The following is a 16610-nucleotide window of genomic DNA, read 5'->3' on the forward strand; positions in this document are numbered from 1 at the left end:
CATCCCGAACTGGCCTGGCATCTGGCCGAGACGCTGATCCTCGACGAGTTCGACATGACCATCGTCAACAAGATGGACGTCGACCACGGTCTTACGGTCCCGCTGTCGCTGATGTTCGGCCAGCCCGCCGAATGGCCCTGCAAGGTCATCCCGCTGGCGGTGAACGTGGTCCAGTACCCGCCGCCGACCGGCAACCGCTGCCTCAACCTCGGCAAGGCGATCCGGCGCGCCGTCGAGAGCTACCCTGAGGACCTCAACGTCCAGGTCTGGGGCACTGGCGGCATGAGCCACCAGCTCCAGGGGCCCCGCGCCGGCCTGATCAACGCGAACTTCGACAAGGCCTTCATGGATACGTTGATCCACAATCCTGAGGCCCAAGCCGCAGTGCCGCACATCGACTATGTGCGCGAGGCGGGCTCGGAAGGCATCGAACTCGTCATGTGGCTCATCATGCGCGGGGCGCTGGACGACAAGGTGACCGTCGCCCACCGCTTCTACCACGTGCCGGCGTCGAACACCGCTGTGGGTCACCTGGTGTTGGAGGATGGCGACGTCTGAGCGCCAGCCCCGCACCCACCGCTACGGGCGCCTACCCCAATCGCCAGCGCAGCGACCGGGGCGCGTGTCGCCACCGGACGTAGACCTTTCGAACCGGCTGAGGAGCAAGCGATCGCCGGTGGTAGGGGCGCCCGCGCGGCGAGGGTTCGTGCGACGCGTGCTGCTCGACGGTGGGCTGGACGCCGACTCCGTCGCCTCTCGGCGTCACCGCGGCCGTGGCGGCTCTGGTGATGGCTCCGATTCCGCTCAACGTCTCGACCATCGACGGCGCCAATGTGGCGAACAGCATCGCTCGTCGGCTGGCCGCCACCCACGCCCTCGCCGCGCAAACCGCAGGTCTGTCGCGTCGGATGGCGGGCTTGACGGTCTCGGTAGCAAGCCGAACCGCCCGTAGCCTGCGTTCCGCGGCCTAAGCCGGGCGCAGGAAGTGCCGGCTGCCAAGTCCTACGGCCCAGCCGTCTGGGGCTCTCTGACGGCCTAGGATTCAGGCTGCCGTCGGGAGCTCCTGCGGCAGGGTTCCGTCGAGCGTCAACAGGCAGATGATGCCGTCATCGGTCGAGAACAACCCGCGGATGCAGTCGCGGACACCACGGCTGCCGACCTCGGGCGGCGGATGGAGCTCCTCTGCCGCCAGGCCGATGATGTCGCATACCGCATCGACAACGAGCCCGACCTGACGGCCGTCGATCTGGACCACAACCACCACCGAGGAGGCGCCCAGCTTGCTGACTCCGAAGCCTAGCAAGGCGCCAAGGTCGACCACCGGAAGGACCGCCCCCCGGAGGTTGATCATGCCCCGCACGTAGTCGGGTGCATGCGGCAGGGGTGTGGAGGGCGTCCAGCCCCGGATCTCGCGGACGGACATGATGTCGATGGCGAAGAGGGAGCTGCCGATGGAGACGGAGACCACCTCCATCGCAGCGGGGCCGGCGTCGGACATGGTCAGAATTCCGCCCATTCTTCATCGACGGCCTTCTCGGCCACCGCCCGCGCGCCCCGAGCGCCGAGGGCGGCCGCGAGCCGGGCCTGCTGGGCGCGGGCCGGCGAAGCCGTGCGCCGCGCCGGGGCCGCCGCCGCCGAGTTGACGCTGAATTGTCCCATCAGGCGTGTGAGTTCCTCGGTCTCGCGCGTGAGCGAATGGCTGGCGGCCGTGCTTTCCTCGACCATGGCCGCGTTCTGCTGGGTCGTCTGATCCATCTGGTTCACCGCGGAGTTCACCTGCTCGAGACCGGTCGCCTGTTCCTGGGCCGAAGCGGAGATCTCGGCCACGATGCCATTGATCTCGGTGACCTGCTCGGCGATGCGGTGGAGCGCCTCGCCGGTGTGGCCGACGAGCTCCACGCCCTGGCTGACCTGGTCGGTCGACGCGCTGATCAGCGTCTTGATCTCCTTCGCGGCCTCGGCAGAGCGCTGCGCCAGGGCGCGGACTTCCGAAGCCACGACCGCGAAGCCCTTGCCGGCGTCACCTGCCCGGGCAGCCTCGACGCCGGCGTTGAGCGCCAGCAGGTTGGTCTGGAAGGCGATCTCGTCGATCACGCCGATGATCTGGCTGATCTGCCGGGCGGAGTTCTCGATCTCGCTCATGGCGGCGACGGCGCGGCGCACGACCTCGCCACTCTCCTCGGCGTCCTGCTTGGCGGCAGCGACGACTTTACGCGCATTCGCCGCGCCTTCGGCCGTCCGCTTGACCGTGGCCGTGATCTCGTCGAGCGCGGCGGCGGTCTCCTCCAGGTTGGCGGCCTGTGCCTCCGTGCGCTTGGAGAGGTTGTCGGAGGCCTGACTGATCTGCAGCGCGCCGGAGCCGATCGACTCCGTGTTCGCGACCACGTTGGCCACGGCGCCCTGCAGCTTCTCGAGCGCCGTGTTGAAGTCCTGGCGGAGCCGCTCGTACTCGGCGGCGAAGGCCTCTTCCAGGCGGCACGTCAGGTCACCGTCGGACAGCCGTCCCAGGCCGGCGGCGAGACCTTCCACCACGCGAGCGAGCTCGGAGGCCGCGCGCTCGCGCTCTGCCTCATTGCGGCGGCGCTCAGTGTCCGCCTTGTCGCGCTCAGCGGCCGCCTCGGCCTCCATGCGCTTGAGCTCCAGGCCGTTGGTTTTGAAGACCTCGACGGCCTGGGCCATTTCGCCGATCTCGTCCTTGCGACCGACGCCCTCGACCTGAACGCCCAGGTCGCCGCCCGCCAGCCTACGCATCAGACCAGAGAGCCGGACCAAGACATTGGTGACCTTGGTCTCGAAGTAGAACGCGGCCCCGGCGGCGGCGGCGAGGATCACGGCCATCATCCCCAGCATGACGTTGCGGGCGGTCAGGTAGTGGGCCGTGGCCGCTTCGCTCGCCGCCTTGGCCGCGGCCGTATCCGCCGTCGTGATGCTGGCGATCGCGCCGCTAAGCGTCTGGAAGTCGGGAAGGCTGTCGCGGTACAGGCTCACCGACTGCTCGAACGGCGCGGTTCGGTAGACGCCCACCCGCTGCTCGCTCGCCTTCAGGTATTCAGTCCAGAGGCGGAAATACGCGTTGAAGGCGGCGTCCGCCTCCCCCGGCTGGCGCAGCTTCCGATACTCAGCGGAACGGTCCGCAACAACTTGCGTGAGCTCCGCCATCATGCGCTCCAAGTCCGCACGCTCCTGCTCGGAAGTGGCCATGACGTGGCGGCCTTCGCGCAGGCGATGAGACGCGGCCGCCATCTGGATCTCGCCCGCCAGCCGCAGACGGGGCGACCACACCTCGGCCAAGACACTCGAGGCGGCGTTGATCCGCGCCATGTCGAACACGGCGACGCCGCCCAAGATGGCGAAGAACACGACAACCGCCGCGAACAGCGCGCGGAATTTCAACTTCAAGGTAAAAGAGGACATTGCCCCCTCCAATCCCTCCAGAGCGGGCCGACCCGGCTCGACGAGAGGAGTATTGCAGGGGTGAAATCTTAAAGGAGTCGGAATTCGACAGTACCGGAGCGGCCGTGCGACGAGGCGACGCAGATCGATTACTTAGGGTATAGCGATCTACATCTGAACCTCAGAGTAGGTGTCGCGTGGGCTTTACGCGATCCTGGCTGGTTGCGGAAACCCAAGGCGACCGCGCGACGGCGCCGCGATAGGCCTCGGCGTACTGGGCGCCGCGGTCGGCGTGGTGGATCGACCCGAGCGCGGCGCGCGGGCGCTGGATCGCCATCTGACGCGCGAGCGCGATCTCGACGTCACATGGAGGCGATGTGCGTCAGGCGCTCGATGAACCGATCGGCGCCCTTGCGCCGATGATGCCCTGGTTCTCGATCGCCTCGGCCCCGAGGATCGTCACTGGCGTCGCCGACTCGAGCGCCGTTCGTTCGATCCGCGAGCCCGGATGGTCTGGGCGTCATCTCGCGCCGCCTCGGGCTGGGCGTAAGCGAAGGTGGGGCCGCCGAGGCTCAGGACAAGAGCGAGCGGAAGGCCGGTGAGCTCGTGGCGAGGGCGGCGTTGATGGACGAGCATGGATCCCCCCGGACGGTTGTTGCGTGCCCACAACGCTAGTCGTCCGCGGGAGATGGGTGTTCAAAGTCGGGGCCAGGATGTGGTCAGTGCGCGCCGATCGGGCCCCCTGGAGCCCAACTTGGCAATCGGATCGAGACCTCGTGCAACGCACGGAAAAGGCTGCCCCGAGATTCGCCCTCCTTTCTTTGATATCTTTGCGGAATTGTGTGCGGCAGTGCGATTGCCGCCAACGCAGGGTCGCGGCCTGCCCGGTAGTCGGCCATGGAGAGGGCCGCAGGGATCGTCGGTGACAGGTCGCCGGCCGCAACGCCCCAGACGTAGTTGAAGAAATAGCAGCGACCCAGTTCCGCCAGGCCGCAGCCGTTCGCCCAGTCGTGATAGGCAGCCGTGCTCTTGATGAGGATCCTGGAGTTGGGCAGCACGACGTCGTGGCCCTCCGCCCAGAACTGCTCGTCATCTCCGATCCGCTCGCCCACGATGACGGCCCTGTGCCCGCCGAAGGCCTTCAGGCGCGCGGCGGTAATGATGGCGGCTGAGAAGCTGTTGCCGCTGGTGATGATGAAGAGGCGCCCGTCGGGCGGCAGAGCCTTCGGGGCCGCCTCCGCGAATGCGTTGGCCTTTGTCGCATCGCCCCCAGGATTGAAGCGCAGGTCCACGATGATGTCCCGGACACGGCGGTCGCGCGCATCCGCGACCGCAGCAGCCAGGAAGTCGGTCAGCGGTTCGCGGCCTCGCTGGTCCTCGGTGGCATTGATCTGCACGTAGAGGGCCCGCTGCTCGGGCAGATAGGCCTTCCAGTAGAAGTCGTCCGGGCGCGAGAGGTAGAGCGGAATGCGCTCCGCTTGGGCCAGCCGGACCCACGGCCGCGCGTCACCCGGGAACGGGACCGGGCTGAGCTCGCGCTGCGGCCAGCGGTTGCGCCAGCGGGATGCGGCTTCGGGATCGCCAGGCGGCGGACCGTTCGCGGGTCCCGGGATCGCGGTGATCGTTCGGTCGAGCACACGTCCATCGGGCAGTTCGAACCGGAAGGAGAGCGCGTCTCCGGAAGTCACCAGGCGCGCGCCCTTGAGCGCCGCGGGCGAGATCAGCAGGTGAGGCGCCCGCTCCCGCTGGAACGCCGCCGGACCTCCGACGAACGGCCGGAGGCGCCGGAGCCAGTCGTCGGGCGATATGCCTTCCTCCGTCACCACCCTCGCGCCAACCAGTTCCTTGTGAGCCGGGTCGCCATGACCACGAAGAGCCCTTCCCGAAACCATGCGAACCGCAGGGGGATGGCGTTGAGCGACAGGCCCCACGCTGCGCCGCGCACGTTCGTGTGGGCATCGCCGGCGACAGCGACAGCGCGTGCGATGCCCATCTCCAGGGACGCGGCATCAAGTTCTCCGGCGCGCCGCTGGAGCGCCAGCACCTGCGCCAGGAACGCGGCCCGCTCGGCCGGAGAGAAGCTGCGGTTCACCCGGGCGAAGCGTTCCAGGTAATGGAGGTCCTGCAGGTTCGCTTCGGTCCGGCTGGCCGGCGGGGGGTAGCTCGCTCCCGGCGGCCGCGAAAGCACCGGCCACATCATCGCCCCGACGCCGACCGCCGCCGTCGCGACGACCGCGACCAACCCGGCCGCCGTCCAGCACAGCGCTGCTCTCACAGGCCGGCGCCGGGGTGAGGCCTCATCGGTCGCGGTCATAGGAGCACTTAGAAGCGGGTGGTCACTTCGACGCCGTACGTTCGCGGCGTGCTGACGAAGTAGGACGGCGGCTGGACCGGGCCTTGCGGGATGAAGTCCGTCAGGCGCCGCTCGTCTGCGAGGTTCGTCCCCCACAGATAGACGCCGAGCCGGCCATCCTCCCGTTCGACGCCAACCCTGGCGTTGACGAGCGTCACGCCGGGCGACGACAGGAAGCCAGGCGACCCGGACGCCTCCGTGTTGAGGTTGATGGCCGATCGATAGGAGACCGTCCCGGAGGCGAAGACCTGCCAGTCGTCGACGATCGCACGTTCGTAGGTCAGGCTCGCGCTGGCCGTGCGGCGGGGCGAGTACTGGAACCGGCGACCGTCGAAGGGGCCGCTCACGAACCTGGCCCGTTGCAGCCCCAGGTTCCCGTCGAAGGTCAGGCCCGGCGCCAGGGCGGCGGAGAGCTCGAGTTCGAGCCCACGGGCCCGGGCGCTCCCGAGGTTGCCGACCACCTTCTGGAAGGTGGAGGCGTCGATCAGCTGCACCTGGGTGTCGTCATAGCTGGTCCGGAACGCCGCGGCATTGAAGCGGACGCGGCCGTCGGCGAGCTCCGACTTCAGGCCGACCTCCCACTGTCGCGAGTTCTCGGGGCCAAACGGCACGAGGGGGTTATAGCTCGCGCTGTTGGTCGCCGCCTGGAATCCGCCGGCCTTGAAGCCGGTGGCGTAGCGCACGTAGGCCCGCACGGTCTCCGCGGCGCGCCACGTGACCGAACCCGTGTAGGTCGGCTTGCTGAACGAGGCGCTGGCCGACGACCGCGGGAACGGCACCAGGAAGAGACCGGCCTGCAAGGGCGGCGGAATCAGCGCCAGGATATCGTTCTCCGTCTGCTCGTACGTGAAATCCTTCTCGTCACGAGCATAGCGGAAGCCCAGTTCGGCGGTGAGTGTGGGCAGCACGTCGAACTGGCCTTGGCCGAAGGCCGCCCAGCTCGTCGTCTTCAAGCGGGAATCCGTCACCTGCAGGAAGGCGCGCGGGGCGTTCACACCGATCGAGGCGAGGGCTGTTTGCGTGAATGTCAGGGGCAGCTGGGTGGTCCGGTCCTCGTGGAAGTAGAAGAGACCCACGACGCCCCGAAGCCGCGTCTCCTGATCGGTCGCCAGACGCAACTCTTGGCTGAACTGCCAGTCCTTAGGCACCCGAAAGCCGCTGCGGATGAAGTCGACGGCGCTGTAGTCCTGATCCTGGTCCTGCCGCACGTCGATATCGCGATAGGCCGTGATCGACGTCATCTCGAGCCCGGCCCCTGGCCGCCAGTCCGCCTTGAGCGTCGCGCCCCAAGTCGTTCGCTGCGTGGTGGAATTGTTGTCAGCAGCCAGGCCATCGGACAGCACGGCGTCGACGTTCGCGTTGGGGCACGGCAACGCACCCGCTCCGGCAGCGCACGACAGCACGTTCTGGTGGTCGTCGTTCTTGAAGTACTCCAGCGTGGCCAGCGCTTCGAAGCGTTCGCTGGGTTCGATCAGCAGCTGTAGGCGTCCGCCGTAGAAGTGCTCGTCGTTCAGGTCGCGCCGGCCGTCGAGGGCGTTGCGCTGGTAGCCGCCCCGGTCGCGGTAGATGAACGAGCCCTTCACGGCCGCCATCTTTGAAAGCGGCGCGTTGAGGAGCAGCCGCGCCTCGCGCAGGTCGTAGTTGCCGACCCGCCCGCTGGCCACGGCGGAGAACTCGTCCGTCGAGGGGCGGGTGGTGTGCACCGTGATCGCGCCTGCCGCAGCATTTCGGCCGAAGAGAGTGCCCTGGGGCCCCTTGAGGACCTCGATGCGGTCGATGTCGAGCAGCGCCGAGTTGAAGCCGAACTGGTTCCCTACGTAGACGTCGTCGAGGTAGATGGCGACGCCGGGGTCGAACCCCTGGGAATTGGCGTTCGAGTAGATCCCGCGCAGGGACACCTTGTTGCTGAGCGTGCCGCCGCCACTGTCGACCCAGACCAGATTGGGCACCACGGTTCCGATGTTGGAGAGCTGGGTGACGCCTTTCGCCTCCAGCGCGTCGGCCGAGATAACGTTCACCGTCAGCGGAACCTCCTGGACACTCTCGGTGGTCCGCCGCGCCTGGACGATGATCTCCTCCAGCATGACCTCGCTGCGAGGCTGCGCATAGGAGCTGCCCGCAACCATGGCCGAGCCGACGCAAGCAGCGCCCAGACCCTGACGAACCCACTTCCGCTCAAGCAATCCCACGCCTTTGTCTCCCCGGTGTCCTGCTGACGCGGCGTCATTCCGGCCGCACCTGAGCTCCGCCGACGTGCCGGCGTCGCCAGCCAGAACGGTAGCGGTTCGACCGGAAATCGGTGGTCAAAGTGGGCGCGCCGAGCACCTATTTCCGAAGGATTTGCCGCGCGTAGTGACCAAGTCGAAAAACCCCGAGCGGGCTGACGAAACGTCCGTTCATGCGGGTCCGGCAAGCCCTCGAACCTCGATGGTGAGGGCGCTCGCTCTGCCCGTGCTCAGCCGCCCGATGGGGCTGGCGTCTCCTCGTCCCCGAACAGGCGCACCTCGCGCGGTCGCCTTTCCGAGACCCTCGCCCGGAACATGCCGCTGGTATTGAATCGCCACACCGCATCGCCCCGCGGACCCACCGCAATGACACCGCCCTCGCCGCCGATGGATGCGATCTCATTCGAGATCACCCGTGCGCAGGCCTCCGCGACGGCCAGGCCCCCGAGTTCCACGAGGTCAGAGATCCGCTTTGCCGCGCCCACCCGGATGAAGTGCTCGCCGGTGCCCGTGCATGCCACCGCGCACCCCGCCGGGTCCGCGTACACCCCAGCGCCGATCAGAGCCGTATCGCCGACGCGCCCCCAAAGCTTGCCGGTCAACCCGCCCGTCGATCCGGCGGCGGCGAGCCGCCCCGCGACGTCACGCGCGACCGCCCCAACGGTGCCACGCTTGCCCTCGTCATGAACCAGGAACTCGAGTGGGTGCGCCGCCCCCGTCCGAGGCCGCGCGGCCGCGGATGGGCGGCCGTTGGCCGCCAGCCATTCTTCGAGGGACGCCCAACGCTTGGTGGTGAAGAAGTGGCCCGGCTCCGCGAGAATCGCCCCGCAGTCCTCGGCGAAAGCGTCCGCGCCCTCGCCCATCAGCAGGACGTGGGGCGACCGCTCCATCACGGCGCGCGCCAGGCTCACGGGATTGCGCGCGCGGCTGACGCCCGCCACGGCGCCGGCCGCGCGACCAGGCCCGCCCATGATCGAGGCATCCAGTTCGTTGTCCCCGGCGCTGGTGAAGGCCGCGCCGCGCCCGGCGTTGAACAGGGGGCTGTCCTCCAGCTCACAGACGGCCGCCTGCACGGCGTCGAGCGCTGGACCACCGCTGCGAAGGACCGCTTCGCCCTCCGCGAGGGCCGCCTGCAGAGCCGTCTCGTAGGCACACACCTGGGCCGGCGAGAGGCGACCCCTGGGGATCGCGCCCGCGCCACCATGTACGGCCAGCGACCAGCCCACGGTCACGTCGAGGCCGCCGCCACCTGCGCCTGGACCTTCGCGACGGGACCGGCCAGCACCAGGAATAGGATCGCGGCGCCAAAGGCCACGCCGGCCATTGCCGCAAAGAACAAGGCCGGCGAGGTGGCGCTCCACGCCGACCCCATGAGGCCTGCGAGAAGGTTGCCGCCGAACGCGGTGGCGAACCAGATGGCTGCGGCCATGGTGGCGAAGCTCGGCGAAGACAGCCGCCCGAAGAGACCCAGGCAAATCGGCATCACGTAGAGCTCGCCCAGCGTCATCGCGGCGACGAAGGCCACGAACCACATCCAGTGTGTGCTTCCCGCACCGGACACGGCCGCCGCGGCCGAAAGGAGCAGGTAGCCCGCCGCGAGCATCAGCCCGCCTCTTCCCATCTTGCCGATCGAAGGCGTTTCGCGGCCGGCCTTCGCCAGCCGCGCCCACCGGGCGACGATCAAGGGTGTCAGGGTGATGACCAGCAGGGGGTTGATCGACTGGAACCACGTCATGGGGATGACGAAGCCGCCCACGCGCCGGTCGACGCCGCCATCCAGCCAGATGGCGAGCGTGTTGCCGATCTGCTCGTAGGCGCCGCGGAAGACGACCACGACGGCGGCGATGATGACGATGAGGAGGAGCCCGGACCTGGTTGTCGCGCGGTCCTGTGTTCCGACGCCAGCCGGTCCCGGCGCGCGTGGCGGTTCGGGCGGCAGGTGGCGACCATTGAAGCTGTAGATAGACACCCCGATCAGCATGCCGATCCCCGCAGCGCCGAAACCCCAGTGCCATCCGAAGAGTTCGCCAAGGGTGCCGCAGACCAGGGGGGCCAGGAGAGCGCCCAGGTTCATGCCGAGGTAGTAGACGCTGTAGGCGGAGTCCTTGCGCGGGTCGTCCTTCGCATAGAGGCCGCCGACTTGGCTCGGAAGCGCCGGCAGATAAAGGCCCGCGCCGAGGGCCACCGTCGCGAGCGCGGGGAAGAACAGCGACGGGAAGATCAGCAGGAAGTGGCCCAACGCCATGATCAGGCCGCCGGCCGTGACCGCCTGGCGGCGCGTCAGCCAGCGTCCGCACGCGATCCCGCCCAGGATGGGCGTGAAGTAGGCGCACCCGCCGTAGAGGCCGTAGACCAGCGAAGCCTGCTGCTGGGCAAAGCCCAGGTCCTTGGTCATGTAGTAGACGAGCAGCGTCTTCATGCCGATGAAGGAGAAGACCTCCCACATCTCGGTCGTCGCCAGCACCGTGAGGCCGGCGGGATGGCCGAACCAGGTCGCGCCCTTCGCCGGTGCGCCATCGCCGGCCGTGCCGGTCGTACTCGTCGCCGTCATGGCGTCGCCCGCCGGTTCGGGGGCCGCAGACGTGCTACGGCCCCCGCCGAAGCCCCCGCGCCCGCCCCGGAAGGAAGGAGGCGGACCGGCGGCGGCGGGCGCATGCGAGCGGCGCGGCCGAGGCGGCTGCTCATCCCACGGCCGCCACGCGCCGCCCGACAAGGGCATGGTAGATGTCGGGATCGGTGGCTCCCTCGGTGCCGACGACCAGGACCCGGGAGGAAGGGCCGAGTCCCAGGCTCAGCCATTCGGCTCCCCCGAGCGGCAGCGCAAGCAGGCCCGCGAGCCCCGCGACGCCAGACTCCCCCGCGACGATGGGCTCGGCCCCGAGCCCCCCTTCGGCGAGAGCCTGCATGGCGTCGACGGCGGCGAGGTCATCGATCGCCATGAAGGCCTCCGCGCCCGCCTTCAGGACCGGCCAGGCGACGCGGGAGACCTCGCCGCAGGCCAGCCCCGCCATGAGGGTCTGCAGGTCGCCCTCGACCGCGACCGGCTGGCCGGCGGCGGCCGAGCGCATCAGGCAATCCGCCCGCGTCGGTTCTACGACGACGACCTTCGGGCGATCCGCGCCGAACTCGCTCCAGAGGTGAGCGGTGACCGCGGCGGCCAGCCCGCCTACGCCACTCTGCAGAAACAGGTGGGTCGGCGGGGGACGGCCGGCCGCGCGCAGTTGATCGAGGGCTTCCATGACCAGGACACGGTAACCCTCCATCACCATGAGCGGGACCCCGGCCGTTTCGCCGGCCGGCTCCGCCGCGGTGTCGGACACGACCAGCCAGCCTTCGCGCACGGCGGCCTCGCCGGCCAGCCGCACGGACTCGTCGTACACGCCTTTGGTCCGCACGACCTCGGCGCCCAGCGTCCTCACGGCCGCCTCGCGCCCGTCGCTCACGCCCTCGTGGAAATAGATGACCGCCCGGGTTCGAAAGACCTTCGCGCCGGCGGCCACGGCGCGGCCATGGTTCCCGTCGCTGGCGCACACGACCGTGAGGCGGCGGGTGAGCTCGGCGTGCTCGCCGCGCGCCAGTTCCGCAAGCCCCACAGGACGCCCGAGTGCGCGCGACACCTCCTCTGCAAGCAGGCGCGCGACGGCGTAGGCGCCTCCGAGCGCCTTGAAGCTGCCGAGCCCGAAGCGGCCTGACTCATCCTTGTAGCGAACCTCTGCGACGCCGCTCCGCTGGGCGGCCCCGGGCAGCGAGATGAGGGGCGTGGGCGCATATCGCGGGCAGGCGGACAGGGCGGCGAGCGCCGCGGCCCCGCCCCTCGGCGGAAACTCCGCGTGGAAGGGGAATGGCTCCGCCGGCGTCCGATGCGGATTGACCAGGAAGCTGAACGCCGATCGCGACACAGAGCAGTCTCCGCAGCCCTTGGTGGATTGGTAAAGCCTAGTCGGAGCGGCCTGAAATGAGTGGTCAAACCGCGGCCGTCCGACGCCCGAATCGGCCACGCCGACACCTGCGCTCTTTCCAGTCGGGGAAGCCGCTGCCGCTTCGGCTTGGCGCGATGCGAACCGCATTACCCGATTGCGCGCAGGACCAGGTCGGCCACCGCGAGGTCCTGGACGGCGACGCCGGAGGAGTCGAAGACCGTGACCTCGGAGCTGTCGAGCCGGCCCGCCGCCTGGCCATCGAGCACCGCGCCCAGCGGCGTGATGTCGTGTGGACCGATGCGGCCAGCCCGCGCCGCCGTCTGGAACTCGCCGATCGTCACGGCCTGAGCGGCGACATCGGCGAAGAGCCTCGCCCGCGAGACGAGTTCGATGTCCAGTTCCTGCTTGCCGGCCGTGTCCGCCCCCATGGCCGACACATGGGCGCCAGGCGCGATCCAGGAGGCGTCGACCAGCGGACCGTCCGCCGCGGTGGCGCAGACCACGATCGGCGCGTCCCTCACGGCCGCCTCGAGAGCGGTCGAGCGCGCCCGCACGCCCAGTTCGGCTTCGGCCCGAGCCGCCAGGGCTTCGGCGCGCTCCGCATTGCGGTTCCAGACCCGCACTTCGCGGATCGGCCGCACGGCGCAGGCGGCGCGCAGGTCGAACCAGGCCTGGTGGCCCGCGCCCACCAACCCCACGACGTCTGCGTCCGTCCGGGCAAGGGCGCGGATCGCCACGCCGTCGGCCGCGGCCGTTCGCAGCGCCGTGAGGGCCGTCGCGCCAATCACCGCTCGCGGATAGCCCGTTTCCGCGTCGAGCAGCAGGGTCGTGGAGCCATGACTCTCAAGGCCCCGCGCCGGATTGCCTGGCCAGTAGGTTCCAACCTTCAACCCCACGACGCCGCGTCGGTCGAGGCGCCCCGACTTCATCGCAAAGCGGTCACCCGAGTGCGGCCCCTCTCCGACGGCCACCGAGAAGACGTGCGCGCGGCCCCGCGCAAGTTCGATGAAGACCGCCTCGACCGCGTCGATCGCCGCCTCCAGCGTGACCAGGGCCGCGGCCTCGGCGTCGCCGATCACACGCATGCCGGTCCCTCCTCGTCGCCCTCCGCGAAGACCGCTGCGAGCAGGCTTGTGTCGACGTTCCCGCCGCTCAGCACCGCGACGGCGAAGGTCGGATCGGAGGCGTGCGCCAGCGCGCCGGCGCAGGCGACCGCCCCGCTGGGCTCGGCCACCTGCCGCGCCTCGCGTGCGATCCGTCGCATGGCGAAGCGTATGGCCGCCTCGCTCACCGTGACGACCTCATCCACGTAGGCCTGCACCAGGGGCCAGGTCAGCCGACCTAGCTGCTGGACGCGCAGGCCATCGGCCAGGGTACGGGACATCTCTTCGGCGGAGAGCGCGATGCGGCGCCCGGCAGCCAGGCTGGCCGCGGCGTCGGCGGCTACCTCGGGCTCGACGCCTACCACACGGATTTCCGGCTTCAGCCGCTTGAGGCCGGCCGCAAGCCCCCCGATCAGCCCACCGCCCGAGACCGGCGCGTAGACGGTCGTCGCGTTCGGCAGGTCCTCCAGGATCTCGAGGGCCAGCCCACCCGTCGCCGCCACGATCTCAGGCGCGTCGTAAGGCTCGATCAGCGCGTATCCATGGGCCGCCGCCAGCGCGGAAGCCCGTTCCGCCCGCTCCGCGCTCGCGGGTCCCACGGTGACGATCTCGCCGCCGGCCTGTTGGACCCCAGCGCGCTTCGTTGCGGGCGCGTCGGAGGGCATGACGATGACCGCCCGCACACCCAGCCGGGCGGCCGCGTAGGCCACCGCCATCGCGTGGTTGCCGCTGGAGTGGGCCACCACCCCGCGCGCCCGCGCCTCGCTGGACAGCGACAGGATCGCGTTGAAGGCGCCGCGCAGCTTGAAGGCGCCGGTCGGCTGCAGGTTCTCCGGCTTGAGCCACAGCCCGCTGGGCGTCATCCTCAAAAGCGGCGTGCGAACCACGTGGTTCCGCAGCCGACGATGGGCCTCGCGAAGCGCTTCGAGCGTGGGCCCCGGCCCATCGGCGACGGTTGTGTCGGACATCTTCGAGGCTCCAGGGGCTTTGGGGCCGACAGGCTAGCCGCCGGTCCACGCAATTGGCGGTCAAAGCGCTCGCTTTCTGTGTGACGAACGCGCCCTCGACGCCCGAGGTTTTGTCATTGTGACAAGGCTGGTGGCCATGCGCGCGACCGTGCCAAGCTCGCCGAACGCCCGCGGCATGGCGTCATCGGTGGGAGGTCGGATGGTTGCACTCGACGAAACCGACAAGCGGATGCTGGAGCTGCTGCAGGCGGACAATCGGCTGACTACCCTGCAGCTGGCCGCCAAGCTCGGGCTGTCCACGCCGACCTGCCTTCGGCGGCTGCGCCGCCTGCGCGAGCAAGGCGTGATCGTCGCCGACGTCGCTTTGATCGATCCTGCGGCTGTCGGACGGGCGCTCTTCGTGTTCATCGAGGTGATGTTCGAACGGCAGGCCGAGACCGTACAGCGCGCCTTCGAGCTCCGGATGGCGGCCGCCCCGGAAGTGACCCAATGCTATATGGTCTCCGGCGACACCGACTTCCTCATCGTCGTGCAGGTGGCAGACATGGAGACCTTCAGGCTTTCGTCCGCCGCGAACTGACGAGCGATCCGGAGATCCGCAACTTCCGATCCCACTTCGCGCTCAACCGGACGAAGTTCACGACGGCCGTGGACCTGGGCTGAACGCACTCATCCGGGCCTAGGAAGCGAAGCCGCAACGGCCGCGTTGCGTTCGGCCAGGGCCGCCAGGCGAGCGTCGAGTTCGGCGCGCGGCAGCCAGCGTCCGCCGAGCAGGACGCCGTGGATCGCGCGCGTGCTCCGCAGGTCCGCCAGCGGGTCGGCGTCCAGCAGGACAAGGTCGGCCCGCTTCCCCACCTCAATCGTGCCTCGGTCGCGCTCGACCCCCAACCACTCGGCCGGAAGCCGAGTTGCGCCGGCAAGAACGTCGGCGTTCGAAAGCCCGGCCTCGGCCATCGCGAGCAGCTCGTCATGGATCGAAAAGCCGGGGACCATTCCCGGGTTCATGGCGTCGGTCGCCACCATCTGGGGCACGCCGGCCTCGGCGAAGGTCCGCGCAAGACGCCGGTCGAAATCGACGATCCGTTCGAACCGCGCCAGGCGCTCGGGCGTCGCACGCCGGGCATAGGTGTTATCGGCCAGCCAGCTGTGGGCCAGCATTGGGTGCAGATAGCGAAGCGTGGGAAGCGCGCGCAGTTCGTCCAGCGATCGGGTCTGCAGGAAGACCCACTGGGAGGTGGTGAGCGTCGGCGTCAACCAGGTCCCGTTTCGGCGAGCGAGGTCCGCGAACCGGCGGATATCGGCGTCGTTGAGGTCGGGCGACTGCTTGGCGTACTCCTCGGCGTGGACGACCAGGTCGTAACCGGGAACGAACGCGGCCTCTGTGTGGCCTCGCACCGCGTCCGGGATGTGGCCGAGGACCCGCATCCCGCGGCCTCGCGCCTCCTCCACGACCGCCAGGAAGGTCGCCAGGTCCAGACGACTGTAGACCTTGATGAACCGGTATCCCTCGGTCTCGGCGTCGCGGACCGCCTGGCGTCCGTCCGACGGCGAGGCCACGCCGCGGGCGAGGCCGGTCCAGATCGGCGGGACGCCGTCGATCATCGCGGCATTGGCGATGTGCGGCCCGAGCGCCCGCCCGGTCTCGACCTCCGTCGCCTGGCCGACGCTTTCGGCCAGGGCGCTGAGGTTGAACACTTGGGTGACGCCATTGGCCACGAAGGGGGTCAGCTGGTCCTGGGTGTCGATCCGTGGAAAGCCCGCCCGTGCCGGCTTCGGCAGCATGCGCGCGAAGCCATCGTTCGGCAGATGCACATGCATGTCGGTAAACCCGGGGAGGAGCCACTTGCCGCGTCCGTCGACCCGCAGGCCTTGCGGCGCGGGGCCGGCGGCCGGGCTGACCTCCGCGATCCGATCGCCTTCGACCACGACGCGAGCACGCGGAACCGGGGCCGCGTCGTCGCGCATGGTCAGCACCGTCGCGCCCTCGATCACCAGCCGCCGCGGGCCCTTCGGGGCCGCGTGGGCGGCCCCTGTGCCGACGCCGAGACCGGCCGCAAGGGCCCCGATGGCGCGCCTTCGTGTGAACACGGCTTCTCCTTCATGACGTGGCGCTGGCGCACGGATCAGCTGATGTCGATTTCGGTCTGGAACTTGGAACGGTTCAGCGCGAACACCGACCGGAAGTTTCTGACGTTCGGATCGCTGGTCAGAACCCGGCGCACGAAGCTGTGATAAGCGTTGACGTTGGCCACCTGGGCCACCAGCATGAAGTCTGCCTTCCCGGAGATCATGTAGCACTGCACGATCTCGGGGGTCTTCGTCATCTTGGTCTCGAATGCGTGCTGCAGGACCTCCGACTGGCGGTCCAGCACGACCTCGATGAAGACGTTGAGGGACTTGCCGACCCGGTCGGGGTCGAGCAGGCAGACGTCAGCCACGATGATCTTCGCTTCGCGAAGCCGCCGCACGCGTCGCAGGCAGGTGGGCGCCGAAAGGTGAACCCGCTCGGCAAGCTCCAAGTTGGTGATCTGGTTGTTGGTCTGCAGGATCTTCAGGATCCGGCGGTCACACTTGTCGAGCTCGAGCTCCAAGGCACAACACTCCCCCTGGCGGCTTCAGCTCGCGGCGGTCGGTCCCTCGTCGACCGC

14 protein-coding genes are annotated in these 16610 nt (G+C 69.3%); 2 read left to right on the forward strand and 12 right to left on the reverse strand.

Annotated elements, in window-relative coordinates:
- On the forward strand, nt 1–558 hold a 558-nt coding region (locus tag VGD44_RS08995), incomplete at its 5' end, for a class III extradiol dioxygenase subunit beta (RefSeq protein WP_331086067.1).
- 484 nt (nt 559–1042) lie between these two features.
- Here the strand turns inward: VGD44_RS08995 and VGD44_RS09000 are convergent.
- The 10 genes from VGD44_RS09000 to VGD44_RS09050 all read right to left on the reverse strand — a co-directional run bounded on the left by VGD44_RS09000 (nt 1043) and on the right by VGD44_RS09050 (nt 13962).
- Nucleotides 1043–1498 carry a chemotaxis protein CheW gene (locus VGD44_RS09000; RefSeq protein ID WP_331086069.1) on the reverse strand — a complete coding sequence of 152 codons (456 nt, stop codon included), beginning with the start codon at nt 1496–1498 and terminating at the stop codon, nt 1043–1045.
- A 2-nt stretch (nt 1499–1500) separates the two neighbouring features.
- Complete coding sequence (locus VGD44_RS09005; protein ID WP_331086071.1) at nt 1501–3414, reverse strand: HAMP domain-containing methyl-accepting chemotaxis protein; 1914 nt, start codon at nt 3412–3414, stop codon at nt 1501–1503.
- Nucleotides 3415–4112: 698 nt separating this feature from the next.
- The gene (locus tag VGD44_RS09015; RefSeq protein WP_331086073.1) at nt 4113–5216 is read right to left on the reverse strand and encodes a hypothetical protein; all 1104 of its coding nucleotides are present in this window, start codon (nt 5214–5216) and stop codon (nt 4113–4115) included.
- Nucleotides 5213–5635: a hypothetical protein gene (locus VGD44_RS09020; protein ID WP_331086075.1), complete on the reverse strand. Its 423-nt coding sequence runs from the start codon at nt 5633–5635 to the stop codon at nt 5213–5215. Before VGD44_RS09020 ends, VGD44_RS09015 begins: the two co-directional genes overlap by 4 nt.
- A gap of 80 nt (nt 5636–5715) precedes the next feature.
- Nucleotides 5716–7830, reverse strand: a complete 2115-nt coding sequence (locus VGD44_RS09025) for a TonB-dependent receptor (protein ID WP_331086077.1) — start codon at nt 7828–7830, stop codon at nt 5716–5718.
- Nucleotides 7831–8201: 371 nt separating this feature from the next.
- Complete coding sequence (locus VGD44_RS09030; RefSeq protein WP_331086079.1) at nt 8202–9203, reverse strand: isoaspartyl peptidase/L-asparaginase; 1002 nt, start codon at nt 9201–9203, stop codon at nt 8202–8204.
- A complete protein-coding gene (locus VGD44_RS09035; protein ID WP_331086081.1) occupies nt 9200–10522 on the reverse strand; it encodes a peptide MFS transporter in 1323 nt (440 codons plus the stop codon). The genes VGD44_RS09030 and VGD44_RS09035 overlap by 4 nt, the downstream gene beginning before the upstream one ends.
- 130 nt (nt 10523–10652) lie before the next feature.
- Nucleotides 10653–11969, reverse strand: a complete 1317-nt coding sequence (locus VGD44_RS09040) for a diaminopropionate ammonia-lyase (protein ID WP_331086083.1) — start codon at nt 11967–11969, stop codon at nt 10653–10655.
- A 68-nt stretch (nt 11970–12037) separates the two neighbouring features.
- A complete protein-coding gene (locus VGD44_RS09045) occupies nt 12038–12976 on the reverse strand; it encodes an ornithine cyclodeaminase family protein (protein ID WP_331086085.1) in 939 nt (312 codons plus the stop codon).
- Nucleotides 12967–13962 carry a threonine/serine dehydratase gene (locus tag VGD44_RS09050; RefSeq protein ID WP_331086088.1) on the reverse strand — a complete coding sequence of 332 codons (996 nt, stop codon included), beginning with the start codon at nt 13960–13962 and terminating at the stop codon, nt 12967–12969. The genes VGD44_RS09045 and VGD44_RS09050 overlap by 10 nt, the downstream gene beginning before the upstream one ends.
- 136 nt (nt 13963–14098) lie before the next feature.
- On the opposite strand from VGD44_RS09050, the gene VGD44_RS09055 reads away from it, so the two are divergent.
- Nucleotides 14099–14542 carry an Lrp/AsnC family transcriptional regulator gene (locus tag VGD44_RS09055; RefSeq protein WP_331086090.1) on the forward strand — a complete coding sequence of 148 codons (444 nt, stop codon included), beginning with the start codon at nt 14099–14101 and terminating at the stop codon, nt 14540–14542.
- Between the two features lie 89 nt (nt 14543–14631).
- Here the strand turns inward: VGD44_RS09055 and VGD44_RS09060 are convergent, their stop codons facing one another.
- Both VGD44_RS09060 and VGD44_RS09065 read right to left on the reverse strand, forming a co-directional pair.
- Nucleotides 14632–16050 carry an amidohydrolase family protein gene (locus VGD44_RS09060; RefSeq protein ID WP_331086092.1) on the reverse strand — a complete coding sequence of 473 codons (1419 nt, stop codon included), beginning with the start codon at nt 16048–16050 and terminating at the stop codon, nt 14632–14634.
- Between the two features lie 35 nt (nt 16051–16085).
- Complete coding sequence (locus VGD44_RS09065) at nt 16086–16553, reverse strand: Lrp/AsnC family transcriptional regulator (protein ID WP_331086094.1); 468 nt, start codon at nt 16551–16553, stop codon at nt 16086–16088.
- Nucleotides 16554–16610: the final 57 nt, after the last annotated feature.

The organism is Phenylobacterium sp., from assembly GCF_036402295.1.
Lineage (GTDB): Bacteria > Pseudomonadota > Alphaproteobacteria > Caulobacterales > Caulobacteraceae > Phenylobacterium.